A 14,416-nucleotide genomic window follows, 5' to 3' on the forward strand; every position below is an offset into this window, starting at 1 on the left:
AGGCCTTGGCCTGGCCACCGAACTTCTTGGACAGAACGGTCGTGATGGCAGCCGTCAGCGTCGTCTTGCCGTGGTCCACGTGACCGATGGTGCCCACGTTCACGTGCGGCTTGGTCCGCTCAAATTTTTCCTTTGCCATTCTTCAGCTCCAAAACGTTAATTGCCGAAACACCAGAACAATGCCGGAGAAATGTGGTGCCCATGGCGGGAATCGGACCCGCGACCTCTCCCTTACCAAGGGAGTGCTCTACCACTGAGCCACATGGGCCAAGGAAACTGGCGCAAGCCAGTCACCTGGAAACTCAACTCTTCGCTGCAAACCGGCCAACTGCATTCATGGAGCGGGAGACGGGAATCGAACCCGCGTCATCAGCTTGGAAGGCTGGGGTTCTACCATTGAACTACTCCCGCCCGCTCTCGCCGGCACCCCAACGGGTCACCGTCAATAACCGGAGCGCTTGCTTTTCAATCGCTCTCACTGAACACAGATCGCTGGTGGAGGAGGCTGGATTCGAACCAGCGTAGGCGTAAGCCAACAGATTTACAGTCTGCCCCCTTTAGCCACTCGGGCACCCCTCCGTAGCGAAGCCACGCATTATGCCACGATTTTTTGACGATTGTGAAGTTTCTCGTGAACTCACCACATCACGGGTTCTCGGCCATGGGCCAGAAGCCATTCGTTGGCCCGCCGGAAGTGACCACAACCGATGAAAGGAACCGGCGGCCGGGAGGCCGACAGGGGGGACGGGTGATTGGCCATGAGCACCTGGTGACGCGGGGAAATCAGCGCCGCCTTTTTCTGGGCATGAGCCCCCCAAAGCAGAAACACCTTATCCGATCCCTGCTCACTGCAGGCCTTGATTACAGCGTCAGTGAGCACTTCCCAACCTCGGCCCGCATGGCTGGCGGCCGCCCCGTCTTCCACCGTCAGGACCGCATTGAGCAGCAGGACGCCTTGGGCCGCCCAGCGCACCAGGGATCCGTTGTCGGGCACGGGTACTCCCAGGTCCCGGGACAGCTCCTTGAAGATGTTGCGCAGGCTGGGCGGCACCGGCACACCCGGTGCCACGGAAAACGCCAAACCCTCTGCCTGACCGGGCCCGTGATAAGGGTCCTGCCCCAGAATCACCACACGCACCGCATCAGGAGGCGTCAGGCTCAGCGCCCGCAGCGGCTGGGGCGGATAGATCACCGCGTGCTCTGCAACGCGTTGCGACAGGAAGGACCGCAGTGACTGGCCATGCCGGGTGGCCCAGAAATGGGCAACCAGATCCTGCCAGCCTGGCGCCACCGGCCACTGTGCGGGATCAGCGCTCTTCAGCCATGGGGTCGCCCGCACCGGCGCACCGGCGTCCATGGGATCGAACAGCGTCTGCTGAACCATCAGTCGGCAAACAGCTCGGCCAGCGCCAGCCCCGGCTCCGGCGAACGCATGAACGCCTCCCCGACCAGGAAGGCATTCACCCGGGCCGCGCGCATGGTCTGCACGTCGGCGCGGGCCAGAATGCCCGACTCGGTGATCAGCAGACGGTCGGCCGGGACCTCGGGCAACAGATCCAGCGTGGTCTGCAAGGAAACCTCGAAGGTCCGGAGGTTGCGGTTGTTGATGCCGACCAGCGGGGTCTTGAGCTTCAGTGCCCGGTGCAGTTCGTCGCGATCGTGCACCTCGACCAACACGGACATGTTCAGACCGTGCGCAATGGCCTCAAGATCGGCCATCTGTGCATCGTCCAGGCAGGCGGCGATCAGCAGGATGCAGTCGGACCCCATCGCCCGCGCCTCATAGACCTGGTAAGGGTCGACCATGAAGTCCTTGCGCAGCACCGGCAGGTCGCAGCTGGCCCGGGCCTGCTTGAGGTAGTCGGCGCTGCCCTGGAAGAACTGGCGGTCGGTCAGCACAGACAGGCAGGCTGCGCTGACCTTGCCGTCGCCTTCGGCATAGCTCTGCGCGATGTCGGCGGGAATGAAGTCCTCGCGAATCACGCCCTTGCTCGGGCTGGCCTTCTTGATCTCCGCGATCACCGCCGCCTGACCGGCGGCAATTCGAGAACGCAGGGCGGCTTCGAAATCGCGCGTGAGCACGCGGCTTTCGGCATCGAATCGCATCGCCTCAAGGGGCTTCTTCTTGCGGGCAGCGGCAATTTCTTCACGCTTGACCGCCACGATCTGGTTCAGGATGTCACTCATGCTGGTTTGACTTTTCGGGCTGCGGGGTCTGCAGCACTTTCTTGATGACGCGGTGCATGACCACGCCGGCGACCACAAACAGAACCGATACCCCGATGGCGATCCACGCGCCTTCGTTCTGCAACCAGACCGGCATCACAGGTGCCCTCAAGGACCGACCGATGCGGTGGCGGTTTGTGTGAAGGCCTGCAGTTCGCGCAGCTTGGCGGCGGCCGCCCCCGATTCGAGGGTACGCCGGGCCAGCGCGATGCCCTGCGCCATGTCAGGCGCCACGTTGGCGGCATAGAGCGCCACGCCGGCGTTGAGCGCCACGATGTCCTTGGCCGCCTTGAGGGACACATCGTCCCGGTTGTCCAGCACGCCCATCAACATGGCCCGGGAGTCCTCCGGCGTCTCCACGCGCAGCGCGCGACTGCTGGCCATGGTCAGGCCGAAGTCTTCCGGGTGAATTTCGTACTCGGCGATCTCGCCATCCTTGAGTTCGCCCACCATGGTGGCCGCACCCAGCGACACCTCGTCCATGCCGTCGCGGCCGTAGACAACCACCGCGTGCTCGGCCCCCAGGCGTTGCAGCGCGCGCACCTGGATGCCGACCAGGTCGGGGTGAAAAACGCCCATGAGGATGTTGGGGGCCGAGGCCGGGTTGGTCAGCGGACCCAGGATGTTGAAGATGGTCTTGATGCCCAGTTCGCGGCGCACCGGTGCCACGTTCTTCATGGCGGGGTGGTGGTTGGGAGCGAACATGAAACCCACACCGACCTCGGCGATGCTGCGCGCGATCGCGTCCGGCGGCAGGTTGATGTTGACGCCCAGGCTCTCCAGCACGTCGGCACTGCCGCTCTTGCTCGAGACGCTGCGCCCGCCGTGCTTGCTGACTTTGGCACCCGCGGCGGCAGCGACGAACATGGAGCAGGTCGAGATGTTGAAGGTGTGCGAGCCGTCGCCACCGGTGCCCACGATGTCCACCAGATGCGTCTTGTCGGCCACGTGGACTTTGGTCGAGAACTCGCGCATCACCTGCGCGGCCGCCGTGATCTCGCCGATGGTTTCCTTCTTCACGCGCAGGCCGGTGATCAGCGCCGCCATCATGACGGGCGACATCTCGCCGCTCATGATCAGCCGCATCAGGTGCAGCATCTCGTCGTGGAAGATCTCGCGGTGCTCGATGGTGCGCTGCAGGGCTTCCTGCGGGGTGATCTTGTGGGTATGGGGCATGAGCGGTCTCCAGGGCTTATCGGGTGGGATTCTCGGACATGGCCAGACGCAGGCCGAAACCGACGAACATGACGCCTGCCGCGCGGTCCATCCAGTGCATGGCGCGCTGGACGGCGCCCACGCGGCGCGAGGCCCAGCCAGCCAGCCAGGCGTAGCCGAAGTTGATCGGCAGGGAATTCAGGTTGAACAGCAGGCCCAGCAGCAGGAAGGCCGTCACCTTGTCCTCGGTGCCCGGGGCGATGAACTGCGGCACAAAAGCCAGGAAGAACAGTGCGACCTTGGGGTTGAGCACATTGGTCAGAAAACCTTGGCGGAACACGCGCCACAGGTTCACCGCCACCACCTCCGCGCTCACGCCCGCCGGCACGATGGAAGAACCACCGCCCTTGGCCAGCAGCAACTTGACGCCCATCCACATCAGGTAGGCGGCACCGGCCCACTTGAGCACGGTGAAGGCGGTGGCCGAGGTGGCCAGCAACGCGCCCACACCGAGCGCCGCAGCAAACACGTGCACGAAGCAGCCGCTGACGATCCCCAGCGCGGCCACGATGCCGGCACGCACCCCGCTCTTGAGGGCGCTGCTCACGATGTAGAGCACGTCCGGCCCTGGGGTGAGGTTGAGCAGCCACCCGGCCGCGATAAACATCAGAAGCTGTGTCGTGTCGGGCATGGGCGTCTCCTCGGGTCGATTCAGTAGGGTCCGGTGCGTGCGGCCTGGGCCGATGGGACGGGTGCCTCTGCGAAGAAGCGGCGCACCGTGGCGATGGCATGGTCGATGCCTGCCGTGTCGACATCGAGGTGGGTGACAAAACGCAGGCCGATCAGGCCGGTGGCCAGCACGCCGTTCGCCTTCAGGAAGTCGAGCAGCGCAGGGCCACGGCCGTCGGCGACGTCGACGAACACAATATTGGTCTCAGCCGACTTCACGGTCAGGCCGTCGATACCGCCCAACCCATCGGCCAGACGCTGCGCGTTGGCGTGGTCATCGGCCAGGCGCTCCACATGGTGGTCCAGCGCGTGCAGTGCACAGGCGGCCAGCAGCCCCGCCTGACGCAGCCCGCCGCCAGCCATCTTGCGGATGCGGCGGGCGCGGGCGATCAGTTCGTGCGAGCCGCACAGGGCTGAACCGACCGGCGCGCCCAGACCCTTGCTGAAACAGACCGACAGGCTGTCGAAATGGTCGGCGATCTCACGCAGGCGTTGAAATGCAGTTTGTCCAGTCCCTGCCGATGCAACTGAGGCGTTGAACACCCGCGCGCCGTCGAGGTGGGTATTGAGGCCCCTATCCCGCGCCAGCGCCGTGGCGCCGCGCAGGTAGTCGTCGGGCATCACGTGGCCGTTCCAGGTGTTCTCCAGGCACAGCAGGCGGGTGCGCGCGAAGTGCGGATCGTCGGGTTTGATGGCCGCCGCAATGTCGGCCAGCGCCATGCGGCCCTGCGCGTCCTGCGTCAGCGGCTGTGGCTGCACGCTGCCGAACACCGCCGCGCCACCGCCCTCATAGCGGTAGGTGTGGGCCAGCTGACCGACGATGTACTCGTCACCGCGCCCGCAGTGCGCCAGGATGCCACAGAGATTGCTCTGCGTGCCTGAGGGCATGAACAGCGCAGCCTCCTTGCCGGTCAGCGCCGCGATGCGCTCCTGCAAGGCGTTGACCGTCGGGTCGTCGCCGAACACATCGTCACCCAGCGGGGCGGCCATCATGGCCGCGCGCATGGCGGGCGTGGGCTGCGTGACGGTGTCGCTGCGCAGGTCGACGGTCTTCATGCGGTCTGCTCCAGAAAGTTCTTGAGCATGGCGTGACCATGCTCGGTCAGGATGCTCTCGGGGTGGAACTGAACGCCTTCGATGGCCAGGGTCTTGTGCTTGACGCCCATGATCTCGCCATCCGGCGTCCAGGCCGTGACCTTGAGGCAGTCGGGGCAGCTTTCACGTTCGATGGCCAGCGAGTGGTAGCGGTTGACCGTGAACTGCTCGGGCAGGTGGGCGAACACGCCTTCCTGGGTGGTGGTGATGACGCTGGTCTTGCCGTGCATCAGTTCCTGCGCGCGAACGATCTTGCCGCCAAAGGCCGCGCCGATGCTCTGGTGACCCAGGCACACGCCCAGGATGGGCAGCTTGCCCGCAAAGTGCTGGATGGCGGGCACCGAGATGCCGGCCTCGGCCGGCGAGCAGGGGCCAGGCGAAATCACCAGGCGGTCGATCTGACCGGCGTCGAGCCGGCGCTGGATCTCGTCGACGGTGATCTCGTCGTTGCGCACCACGGTCACGTCGGCGCCGAGTTCGCCGAAGTACTGCACGATGTTGAAGGTGAACGAGTCGTAGTTGTCCACCATGAGCAGCTGGATTTTCTTGTTCGTGTTCATGGCGTTCACTCCAGCCCTTCTTCCACCAGTTCCGCCGCCCGCAGCAGCGCCCTCGCCTTGTGTTCCGTTTCCCGCCACTCCATCTCGGGCACAGAATCGGCCACCACACCGGCCGCCGCCTGCACGTGCAGGGTCTGGTCCTTGATGATGGCGGTGCGGATGGCGATCGCCACGTCCATGTCGCCCGCATAGCTGAGGTAGCCGCAGGCACCACCGTAGATGCCGCGCTTGACCGGTTCGAGCTGGTCGATCAGCTCCATCGCATGCACCTTGGGTGCGCCGGTCAGCGTGCCGGCCGGGAAGGTGGCCTTGAGCACGTCCATGTTGGTCATACCGTCGTTCAGCACGCCCTCGACGTTGCTCACGATGTGCATCACATGGCTGTAGCGCTCGACCACGAAGGCCTCGGTCACCTTGACCGAGCCGATCTTCGCGATGCGACCGATGTCGTTGCGCGCCAGGTCGATCAGCATCACGTGCTCGGCGCGCTCCTTCGGGTCGGCCAGCAGTTCGACCTCGGTCGCCTTGTCCTTCTCGGGCGTGGCACCGCGCGGACGGGTGCCGGCCAGCGGGCGAATGATGACTTTCTGGCCTTCTTCCGTGTGCTCCTGGCGCACCAGGATCTCGGGCGAGGCCCCCACCACATGGAAATCCCCGAAGTGGTAGTAGTACATGTAGGGACTGGGGTTGAGCGAACGCAGCGCGCGGTACAGCGACAGGGGCGACTCGGTGTAGCGCTTGCTGATGCGCTGACCCACCTGCACCTGCATGAAATCGCCCGCGGCGATCAGCTCCTTGGCGCGCTCGACCGATTTCAGGTAGTCGTCCTTGGCAAAGCTGCGCTGGGCCGGATGGTTCTGGCTGGGCTTGACCACCGGCGCCGCCACCGAATACTTGAGGGCTTCCTTGAGCTCGCGCAGGCGCTTCTTGGCATTCGCGTAGGCCTCGGGCTGGGCCGGGTCGGCGTAGACGATCAGATAGAGCTTGCCCGAGAGGTTGTCGATGACCGCCAGTTCCTCGCATTGCAGCAGCAGGATGTCGGGCGTGCCCAGGGTGTCGGGCGGGCAGCTGCTCTCCAGCTTCTTCTCGATGTAGCGCACAGCGTCGTAGCCGAAGTACCCGGCCAGACCACCGCAGAAGCGCGGCAGGCCGGGCCGCAGGGCGACCTTGAAGCGCTGCTGATAGGCGGCGATGAAGTCCAGCGGGTTGCCCTGGTTCGTTTCCACCACCACGCCGTCCCTGACCACTTCGGTTTTGGCTTCGGCGCCGAAGCCGCTGGCGCGCAAGAGGGTGCGCGCGGGCAGGCCGATGAAGCTGTAGCGGCCGAAACGCTCGCCGCCGACCACGGACTCCAGCAGGAAGCTGTGGGCGCCATCGCCCCGGCCATGGGCCAGCTTGAGGTAAAGGGACAGCGGGGTCTCAAGGTCCGCGAAGGCCTCGGCCATCAGCGGGATGCGGTTGTAGCCCTGTTGCGTGAGACTCTTGAATTCCAGTTCGGTGATCATGCGACTTTTCTCCGACGCACCGGTGCCAGGCTGAGGGCTCGGCGGCGTCCTTGTTCGGGGAAGTCAGCTCCCGCAGGGCTGACATCGGTCGGGTTCGCTGCGATCGGTGAGGGCCGTTCGGGAACCCGGAGGGGGATGGGCTGTTTACGCTGGCTTGCGCCAGGGCCAGGCTCCCCGGCCAAGGCGGCCAGGCACGTCACCGGCAGAGAGCATGCAGGATGCGAACATGATGGGCACAGTGTAGCAAAGCTCACAATCGGGGCCGCTTGAGCACTTCCGGCGGGGGTTATCCCTGATGGCGCGGTGTTGATTCGGCCGACGTGACTGTCCACAATCCAGTTTTTAGAACGACCGTTCGTTTTTCATTCATCCCTTTGCCTCACCCATGACCAAGATCCGTCCTTTTGTTGTCGGCCTCACCCTGTCAGCGCTGACTTGTTTGGCTCAAGCCCAGGGCAGCGAGATCGAGGCCGGCGGCGTGCGCTTCGAAGCCCAGCAGTCCGTGGCCGGCAAAGCCCTCAGGCTCAATGGCGCCGGTGTTCGCTACAAGGCGGTGTTCCAGGTGTATTCGGCTGGCCTGTACCTGGAGCAGAAAGCCGCGACCACCGACGAGGTGCTGGGCGCGGCCGGACCCAAGCGCATGACGATCACCATGCTTCGCGACATCGACTCGGGTGAACTTGGCAAACTGTTTTCCCGGGGCATGGAAGACAACATGGAGCGTGCCGCGTTCTCCAAACTGATCCCCGGCGTGATGCGCATGAGCCAGGTGTTCACCGACCACAAGCTGCTGAAGAAAGGTGAAACCTTCACCCTGGACTGGATCCCTGGCACGGGCACCATCCTGACAGTCAAAGGCAAGGTCGAGGGCGATCCTTTCAAGGAAAAGGAGTTCTTTGACGCGCTGATGCGCATCTGGCTCGGCCCCAAACCGGCCGACTGGCGCCTCAAGGATGCGCTGTTGGGAAAAGCGGGCAACTGACGCCGTCCGTAGGCCGGTGAATGCCGGTCATCCGAAACCAAGGGTTTACCCTAAATGACCTAGGTCAAACCCGACGGTCCAATCGGCGCTTTGCTTTTGTTTTGCTAGCGCCACATGCTAAGACGTCATCTTCTTCAGGCTGCCATGGTCAGCGCCCTGCCCCTGCTGGCACAGGCGCAGGACGCCGGCGACATTGTGGTCGCCCAGATCGGGCCGTTCACGGTGTTGCCCGCGCCCGACCCCAGGGAACTGAACGAAGGCCTGGTGGCCGCCTTTGAGGAAATCAATGGCAAAGGCGGCATCAACGGCCGCAAGGTCCAGCTGGTCAAGCTCGACGACACCTACACCTTCGAAGGGTTCAAGGCCCGGCTGGACGAGGTCATGCCGCGCAAGCCGGTGGCCCTGCTGACCCCCCTGGGCTCGGCCACCCTCAAAGGACTGCTGGACAGCAAGCTGCTCGACAGCCTGGACACGGTCATCCTCAACGCCGTGCCCGGCGCCGGTGTGCTGCGCAACCCGGGGCACCCCAAGCTGTTCCACATCCGCGCCGGCGACGAGCAGCAGATCCAGAAGATCGTCTCGCATGCCCGCGCCCTGAACATCCAGTCCATGGGTGTCCTGTTCCAGGACCTGCCGATCGGCACCTCCGGCCTGGCCGCGGCCAAGGCCGCCGCTGCCGAGGTGGGCGGGATCGAGATCATCGAGGCGAAGTCCGGGACGGAAGCGGCCGACATCGCCCAGGCTGCCAAGGCGATCGCGGCCAAGGCCCCCCAATCGGCCCTGGTGGTGGGTGCGCCGAAGTTCTCCGGCGAGGGCATTGCCGCCTTGCGGGCGGCCGGCGTGACCCAGCAGATCTTCACACTGTCCTACCTGCCAGCGCCGGCGCTCCAGAAGTTTGCGGGACAAGGCGCCCGGGGTGTGGGCATTGCACAGACCTACCCGAACCCGTCCGGCGTGACGTCCCCCCTGCATCGCGCCTTCCGGGCGGCCATGCAGAAAACCCATCCGGGCATCAGCAGCTACACCCCCTTCCACATGGAGGGTTACATCACGGCACGGGTGTTTGCGGAAGCGGCCCGCAAGGCCAAATCGGTCACTCCCTCAGGCATTGCCGAATCGCTGCGCCGCAGCGGCGAGTTTGACCTGGGTGGCTTTCGAGTGAACTTCAGCAAAGGCAATGTCGGCAGCCAATGGGTCGACATCGGTGTGGTGACCAGCGACGGCAAGCTGATGTACTGACTCAGGCCAACAGCCCGTCGAGTCCGTCCAGCCGGTCGAGATAGGCATCGGCGCCGGCCTGTTGCACCGGCTGCCCGTGGTTGTAGCCGTAGGTCACCAGCACGACCGGGCAGCCGGCGGCGCGGGCAGCCTGCGCATCGTTCAGGGAATCGCCCAGCATGAGGGTACGGGCAGGCTCGCTGCTCAGCGCTTCACAGGTGCGCAGCAGGGGCAGCGGATCGGGTTTCTTGCGCTCGAAACTGTCCCCCCCGAACACCCGCGAAAAGTAGCCCTCCAGTCCTTTGGCGGCCAGCAAACCCTGCGCGAAGGCCAGCGGCTTGTTGGTCAGGCAGGCCATCGGCATGCCTCGACCCTTGAGCCAGCGCAAACCGGATTCCACCCCGGGGTAGACATCGGCAAACTGACCGTTGATGGACAGGTAATGATGCTGGTAGCGCTGCCAGGCGCGCTCATACAGGGCATCCACCGTGAGGGCGGGGCAAGCCTGTCCCACACCCTTGACATCGGTCCGCGCCAGCTGCTGACCCAGCAAGGTGCGGATCAGGTGCTCCGAGCCTTTGCCCACGGTGCGTTCCACGGCCGCCCGGTCCACCGGCGGCAGATCCAGATCGGCCATGGTGCGGTTGAGGGCGACCTCGAAGTCGCCCAGGGTGTCGACCATGGTCCCGTCCAGGTCGACGATGACCGCCCGGATGTCCGCCAGCATCACGCGAGCGCCGCTCGCATCTGGTCGATCACGGCCTTGTAGTCGGGTTTTCCGAAAATGGCACTGCCGGCGACGAAAGTGTCCGCGCCCGCGTCGGCCACGCGGCGGATGTTGTCGGCCTTGATACCGCCGTCCACTTCCAGGCGGATGTCCTTGCCACTGGCCTCGATGCGCTTGCGCGCCTGCTCGATCTTGCGCAAGGCCGAGTCGATGAAGCTCTGGCCGCCAAAGCCCGGGTTGACGCTCATGATCAGGATCAGGTCGATGTCCTCGATCACCCAGTCGAGCACGTCCAGGGGTTGGGCCGGGTTGAAGGTCAGACCAGCCTTCGCGCCCCTGGCCTTGATGGCCTGCACGCTGCGGTGCACGTGGGCACTGGCATCCGGGTGAAAGCTCACCAGATCGGCCCCGGCGTCGATGAAGGCACCGGCCAGCGCGTCCACCGGCTGGATCATCAGGTGCACGTCGATGGGCACCGGCGTGCCGTCGGGCTTCTTCGAGTGGGGCTTGAGCGCCTGGCAGACCATGGGGCCGAAGGTCAGGTTGGGCACGTAGTGGTTGTCCATCACGTCGAAATGGATCCAGTCGGCGCCGGCGGCGATGACGTTCCTGACCTCCTCGCCCAGGCGGGCAAAGTCGGCGGACAGGATGGACGGGGCAATGCGATAGGTGCTGGACATGGCAGAGCGTGTGTTCGAAACGGGAATGGCATTGTCGCAGGCTGTGTCGGGACATGTCGACAGCAGGCGGTTGGCAGCTGTAGGTCAAGCGTTAACATCCGGCCCATGCCGAAATACCACTTCACCTGCGACGTCGAGCCCCAGTACCTGAGCGAGCAGTCCTCGCCGGACGAGGACCTGTACGCGTTTGCCTACACGGTCACCATCACCAACACGGGTGATGTGACGGCGCAGCTGATTGCGAGGCACTGGATCATCGAGGACGCCCGGGGCCTGCATGAAGAGGTCAAGGGCCTGGGGGTGGTGGGCAAACAGCCTTTGCTGCGGCCAGGGGAGTCGTTCCAGTACACCAGTGGCACCCGGCTGGCCACGCCCACCGGCAGCATGCGGGGCAGCTACTTCTGCGTGGCCGAGGATGGCGAGCGATTTGAAGCCGACATTCCCGAATTCGCGCTGCGGGCCGCAGACGACGAGACTGGCAGCGCCGCGTCCCGCCTGCTTCACTGAGCACCACCCCATGAACGTCTCCCAAGAGGCATCCGCCCTGCTGGAGCGGCTGGATCCGTCTGCCCCCCTGGTCGACCGCCACCGGTGGCTGATGGACACCCTGGCCTGGGTCCGGGGCGACGAGTCCGACCCGCAGGCCTGCGTCGCCCGTGTGGGCCAGCTGCTCGAAGCGGCGCGGTCCATGGAGGCCTGGCCCGGGCGGTGGCGACAGTGGTGGATCGCCTTCACCAGTGACGTCGATGTCGCGCCCTTCCTGGCCGACCACGGCTTTGCGCCAAGGACGTCTTTTCTGAGCGAGTTCGGTCATCGGCTGCGGCGCAAGCTGCTGCCCGGAACCCCGGAAACCACCGATCTGGCGGATCTGTTCGATCTGCTGCTGCCCTCGTCTTTCGACCGCCGCTGGCTGCTGGCCCTGGACACCGCCACCCTGAACGACGCCAGGACCTTGCTGTTCAGCGACGAGGCGTCCACACCCGCCACGTCCAGCCGCTGGTCCACGGTGCTGCTGGATGGACTGACCTTCTGTGTGGGCCAGATTGTGGCCACCGGCTTCGCATCGGAGATCCGGGTCCGCATGGACGCAGCGGCTCGCCGGAACCGCCCCTTTCACACGCTGCCGCCCCTGCTGGAAGCGCTGCGGCATGCGGTCCAGACCTTCGGCCCCCGCACTGCGCAGGCACAGGCTGCATCCGAGGCGCTTCGACTGCAACTGGACGCCTGTCGCCAGGCGGCCTACACGGTGTACGGCCATCTGGAAGAACACGGTGTGTCGGTCGGCATCGTATTTCGCCTGCGACAACTGCGCGAGCGCATCGTGCGCGCACGTCAGCTGATGGATTGCCTGCTCTCCACCCGCCCCGAGCGGGCCACCGCCGCCCTGCTGGCCGATCTGGCCCAGGTGGGCCAGGAGAACCGCAGCATTCGCGCCCTGGTGGCCAGCAGCTCCCATCTCACGGCGGCCAAGGTGGCCGAACGCAGCGCAGAGAGCGGCGAACACTACATCACCCGTGACCGGCAGGGCTACCGTGACATGCTGGGCAAGGCGGCCGGCGGAGGCGCCCTGCTGGGATTGACGACGTGGGCCAAATTCCTGCTCTACCCGCTCGGGCTGTCGGCCTTCTGGCTCGGTTTTGCCGCCGGCCTGAACTACGCGGTGTCCTTTGTGGTCATCCAGTTGCTGCACTGGACGGTGGCGACCAAGCAGCCAGCCGTCACGGCGCCCGCCATGGTCGCCCGGCTGCGCGACATCCGCCAGGCGGGCGCGCTCAAGGGGTTTGTCGATGAAGTGGCCAACCTGTTCCGTTCGCAGATCGCCGCCATCCTGGGCAACGTCGGGCTGGTGATTCCGGTGGTGGCCCTGATCAGTACCTTGCTGTACCTGGCCCATGGCGCTCACATGATCGATGCCGACAAGGCCCGGCACGTGCTGCACGACATGGATGTGCTGGGGCCGTCGGCGCTGTTCGCGGCCTTCACCGGCGTGCTGCTGTTCGCGTCCAGCATCGTGGCCGGGTGGGTGGAGAACTGGTTTGTCTTCCACAAGCTCGATTCAGCCCTGGCCCACAACCCGCGCTTCAGCCGGTGGCTGGGCGCCGACCGCGCGGCCCGCTGGGGTCGCTTCATGCGGGCCAATGTGTCGGGTCTGGCGGCCAACATCTCGCTGGGCTTGATGCTGGGACTGATCCCGGCGTTCGCCAGCTTTTTCGGCCTGGGACTGGACATCCGGCACGTCACGCTGTCCGCCGGACAGGTCACCGCTGCCGCGCTGGCACTGGGCCCCGAGGTGCTGCACGATCCGGCCTTCTGGCGGGCGGTGGCGGGGGTGGCCGTCATCGGACCGATCAACCTGACCGTGAGCTTCTACCTGGCCTTCCGGCTGGCGTTGCGCGCACGCGGTATCTCCGGGGTGAATCGGCAACGCATCGCCGCGGGTCTCCGGCAGCGCCTGCGGCGGGCTCCGCTGAGCTTCGTCCTGCCGCCGCGGGCCACGGATGACGAACGGGTCGACGATCTGCCGGCTGGCGAGCCAGACGAGCAGCAGGCCAAGGACGAGGCTCCGCGTCATGGGTGAGTTCGACCTGATCCGGCGCCATTTCCAGCGCGACTCAGGCCCCGCCGCGTCGGTGGTGCTGGGCATTGGCGACGATTGCGCCCTGCTGCAGCCCACGCCCGGACACCAGATCGCGGTATCCAGTGACATGCTGGTGGAAGGTCGACATTTCTTTGCCGGGGCAGAACCAGAGGCGCTCGGACACAAGGCCTTGGCGGTCAACCTGAGCGATCTGGCGGCCATGGGGGCACGCCCGTTGGGGTTCACCCTGGCCCTGGCGCTGCCGCAGGCGGATGACGCCTGGCTCACGGCGTTTGCGCGGGGATTGTTTGCCTTGGCCGACCGGTACGCCTGCCCGCTGGTGGGTGGCGACACCACCCGGGGGCCGCTGAACCTGTGCATCACCATTTTCGGCGAACTGACGCCGGGCAAGGCCTTGCGGCGCGACGGTGCCCGTGCGGGCGATGACCTGTGGGTCAGCGGCAGGCTGGGCGAGGCGCGACTGGCCCTGGAGCGCCGCCTGGGGACCGCGTGGGCTCAGAGCGTCGGCCCGCTGCCCTGTGGCGACCAGCGTCTGGACCTTCCGGAGCCCCGGCTGGCGCTGGGCGGCGCACTGGCGGGCGTGGCCCATGCGGCCATCGACATCAGCGACGGCCTGTCGGGAGACCTGGGCCACGTTCTGGCGGCCAGCCGGGTGGGCGCACGGGTGCAGGTGGACGCATTGCCCCTGTCCCCCGAGCTCGCCCGCTTGCCACGCCACCACCAGATCGACTGCATGGTCAACGGGGGTGATGACTATGAGCTGCTGTTCTGTGCCCCCGCCCAGGCTCGTGAGGAAATCACCCGGCTGGCCCAGGCCTGTCGCACACCCGTGACCCGGATTGGCCAGATCCAGCCGGAGCCCGGCCTGACGTGGGTGGACAGCGAGGGACACGTCCTGCCGCTGCCAGCACGCAGCTTTGACCACTTCGCCTGAGGCACC

The 14,416-nt window shown here is 65.8% G+C and carries 16 protein-coding genes and 3 tRNA genes; 5 read left to right on the plus strand and 14 right to left on the minus strand.

Annotation, left to right across the window (positions count from 1 at the left end; translation table 11 throughout):
- The 12 genes from ACFQNJ_RS12570 to trpE all read right to left on the minus strand — a co-directional run.
- On the minus strand, positions 1-139 hold a 139-nt coding region (locus ACFQNJ_RS12570; protein ID WP_374641854.1), incomplete at its 3' end, for a GTP-binding protein.
- A gap of 54 nt (positions 140-193) precedes the next feature.
- A tRNA-Thr gene (locus ACFQNJ_RS12575) sits at positions 194-268 on the minus strand.
- 69 nt (positions 269-337) lie between these two features.
- Positions 338-411: transfer RNA gene (locus tag ACFQNJ_RS12580), tRNA-Gly, on the minus strand.
- An 82-nt stretch (positions 412-493) separates the two neighbouring features.
- Positions 494-579: transfer RNA gene (locus tag ACFQNJ_RS12585), tRNA-Tyr, on the minus strand.
- Between the two features lie 58 nt (positions 580-637).
- Entirely contained in the window at positions 638-1,357 is a 720-nt protein-coding gene (locus ACFQNJ_RS12590; protein ID WP_382258377.1) for a uracil-DNA glycosylase, read from the minus strand.
- A 26-nt stretch (positions 1,358-1,383) separates the two neighbouring features.
- Entirely contained in the window at positions 1,384-2,187 is an 804-nt protein-coding gene (gene trpC, locus ACFQNJ_RS12595) for an indole-3-glycerol phosphate synthase TrpC (protein WP_382257895.1), read from the minus strand.
- Positions 2,180-2,323 carry a hypothetical protein gene (locus ACFQNJ_RS12600; RefSeq protein ID WP_374641743.1) on the minus strand — a complete coding sequence of 48 codons (144 nt, stop codon included), beginning with the start codon at positions 2,321-2,323 and terminating at the stop codon, positions 2,180-2,182. Before ACFQNJ_RS12600 ends, trpC begins: the two co-directional genes overlap by 8 nt.
- A gap of 11 nt (positions 2,324-2,334) precedes the next feature.
- Positions 2,335-3,402: an anthranilate phosphoribosyltransferase gene (trpD, locus tag ACFQNJ_RS12605; RefSeq protein WP_374641745.1), complete on the minus strand. Its 1,068-nt coding sequence runs from the start codon at positions 3,400-3,402 to the stop codon at positions 2,335-2,337.
- 16 nt (positions 3,403-3,418) lie between these two features.
- Positions 3,419-4,072 carry a LysE family translocator gene (locus tag ACFQNJ_RS12610; RefSeq protein WP_382257899.1) on the minus strand — a complete coding sequence of 218 codons (654 nt, stop codon included), beginning with the start codon at positions 4,070-4,072 and terminating at the stop codon, positions 3,419-3,421.
- Between the two features lie 20 nt (positions 4,073-4,092).
- Positions 4,093-5,166, minus strand: a complete 1,074-nt coding sequence (gene ltaE, locus ACFQNJ_RS12615) for a low-specificity L-threonine aldolase (RefSeq protein WP_382257902.1) — start codon at positions 5,164-5,166, stop codon at positions 4,093-4,095.
- Positions 5,163-5,765: an anthranilate synthase component II gene (locus ACFQNJ_RS12620; RefSeq protein ID WP_382257904.1), complete on the minus strand. Its 603-nt coding sequence runs from the start codon at positions 5,763-5,765 to the stop codon at positions 5,163-5,165. Before ACFQNJ_RS12620 ends, ltaE begins: the two co-directional genes overlap by 4 nt.
- 5 nt (positions 5,766-5,770) lie before the next feature.
- Positions 5,771-7,270: an anthranilate synthase component I gene (trpE, locus tag ACFQNJ_RS12625; RefSeq protein WP_382257907.1), complete on the minus strand. Its 1,500-nt coding sequence runs from the start codon at positions 7,268-7,270 to the stop codon at positions 5,771-5,773.
- A gap of 385 nt (positions 7,271-7,655) precedes the next feature.
- Between trpE and ACFQNJ_RS12630 the strand changes: the two genes are divergently transcribed.
- Together ACFQNJ_RS12630 and ACFQNJ_RS12635 are read left to right on the plus strand one after the other, a co-directional pair.
- A complete protein-coding gene (locus tag ACFQNJ_RS12630) occupies positions 7,656-8,252 on the plus strand; it encodes a chalcone isomerase family protein (RefSeq protein ID WP_382257910.1) in 597 nt (198 codons plus the stop codon).
- Between the two features lie 114 nt (positions 8,253-8,366).
- Positions 8,367-9,491 (plus strand): ABC transporter substrate-binding protein, encoded by a 1,125-nt coding sequence (locus ACFQNJ_RS12635; protein ID WP_382257913.1) that lies wholly within the window; start codon positions 8,367-8,369, stop codon positions 9,489-9,491.
- A gap of 1 nt (position 9,492) precedes the next feature.
- Here the strand turns inward: ACFQNJ_RS12635 and gph are convergent, their stop codons facing one another.
- Both gph and rpe read right to left on the minus strand, forming a co-directional pair.
- Positions 9,493-10,197 (minus strand): phosphoglycolate phosphatase, encoded by a 705-nt coding sequence (gene gph, locus ACFQNJ_RS12640; RefSeq protein WP_382257916.1) that lies wholly within the window; start codon positions 10,195-10,197, stop codon positions 9,493-9,495.
- Complete coding sequence (gene rpe, locus ACFQNJ_RS12645; RefSeq protein ID WP_382257919.1) at positions 10,197-10,877, minus strand: ribulose-phosphate 3-epimerase; 681 nt, start codon at positions 10,875-10,877, stop codon at positions 10,197-10,199. Before rpe ends, gph begins: the two co-directional genes overlap by 1 nt.
- Positions 10,878-10,982: 105 nt before the next feature.
- On the opposite strand from rpe, the gene apaG reads away from it, so the two are divergent.
- From apaG to thiL, 3 genes are read left to right on the plus strand one after another with little or no spacing between them, the layout of a single operon-like run.
- Complete coding sequence (gene apaG / locus ACFQNJ_RS12650) at positions 10,983-11,384, plus strand: Co2+/Mg2+ efflux protein ApaG (RefSeq protein WP_374641763.1); 402 nt, start codon at positions 10,983-10,985, stop codon at positions 11,382-11,384.
- 10 nt (positions 11,385-11,394) lie between these two features.
- Positions 11,395-13,455 (plus strand): site-specific recombinase, encoded by a 2,061-nt coding sequence (locus ACFQNJ_RS12655; RefSeq protein WP_382257922.1) that lies wholly within the window; start codon positions 11,395-11,397, stop codon positions 13,453-13,455.
- A complete protein-coding gene (gene thiL, locus ACFQNJ_RS12660) occupies positions 13,448-14,410 on the plus strand; it encodes a thiamine-phosphate kinase (RefSeq protein ID WP_382257925.1) in 963 nt (320 codons plus the stop codon). Before ACFQNJ_RS12655 ends, thiL begins: the two co-directional genes overlap by 8 nt.
- Positions 14,411-14,416 lie beyond the last annotated feature (6 nt).

This window comes from Hydrogenophaga bisanensis (assembly GCF_042665135.1).
Lineage (GTDB): Bacteria > Pseudomonadota > Gammaproteobacteria > Burkholderiales > Burkholderiaceae_C > Hydrogenophaga > Hydrogenophaga bisanensis.

Coding starts and splice junctions, on each gene's coding strand:
- ACFQNJ_RS12590 (WP_382258377.1), bottom strand. CDS start 1,357: ATGGACGCCGGTGCGCCGGTGCGGGCGACCCCATGGCTGAAGAGCGCT.
- trpC (WP_382257895.1), bottom strand. CDS start 2,187: ATGAGTGACATCCTGAACCAGATCGTGGCGGTCAAGCGTGAAGAAATT.
- ACFQNJ_RS12600 (WP_374641743.1), bottom strand. CDS start 2,323: ATGCCGGTCTGGTTGCAGAACGAAGGCGCGTGGATCGCCATCGGGGTA.
- trpD (WP_374641745.1), bottom strand. CDS start 3,402: ATGCCCCATACCCACAAGATCACCCCGCAGGAAGCCCTGCAGCGCACC.
- ACFQNJ_RS12610 (WP_382257899.1), bottom strand. CDS start 4,072: ATGCCCGACACGACACAGCTTCTGATGTTTATCGCGGCCGGGTGGCTG.
- ltaE (WP_382257902.1), bottom strand. CDS start 5,166: ATGAAGACCGTCGACCTGCGCAGCGACACCGTCACGCAGCCCACGCCC.
- ACFQNJ_RS12620 (WP_382257904.1), bottom strand. CDS start 5,765: ATGAACACGAACAAGAAAATCCAGCTGCTCATGGTGGACAACTACGAC.
- trpE (WP_382257907.1), bottom strand. CDS start 7,270: ATGATCACCGAACTGGAATTCAAGAGTCTCACGCAACAGGGCTACAAC.
- ACFQNJ_RS12630 (WP_382257910.1), top strand. CDS start 7,656: ATGACCAAGATCCGTCCTTTTGTTGTCGGCCTCACCCTGTCAGCGCTG.
- ACFQNJ_RS12635 (WP_382257913.1), top strand. CDS start 8,367: ATGCTAAGACGTCATCTTCTTCAGGCTGCCATGGTCAGCGCCCTGCCC.
- gph (WP_382257916.1), bottom strand. CDS start 10,197: ATGCTGGCGGACATCCGGGCGGTCATCGTCGACCTGGACGGGACCATG.
- rpe (WP_382257919.1), bottom strand. CDS start 10,877: ATGTCCAGCACCTATCGCATTGCCCCGTCCATCCTGTCCGCCGACTTT.
- apaG (WP_374641763.1), top strand. CDS start 10,983: ATGCCGAAATACCACTTCACCTGCGACGTCGAGCCCCAGTACCTGAGC.
- ACFQNJ_RS12655 (WP_382257922.1), top strand. CDS start 11,395: ATGAACGTCTCCCAAGAGGCATCCGCCCTGCTGGAGCGGCTGGATCCG.
- thiL (WP_382257925.1), top strand. CDS start 13,448: ATGGGTGAGTTCGACCTGATCCGGCGCCATTTCCAGCGCGACTCAGGC.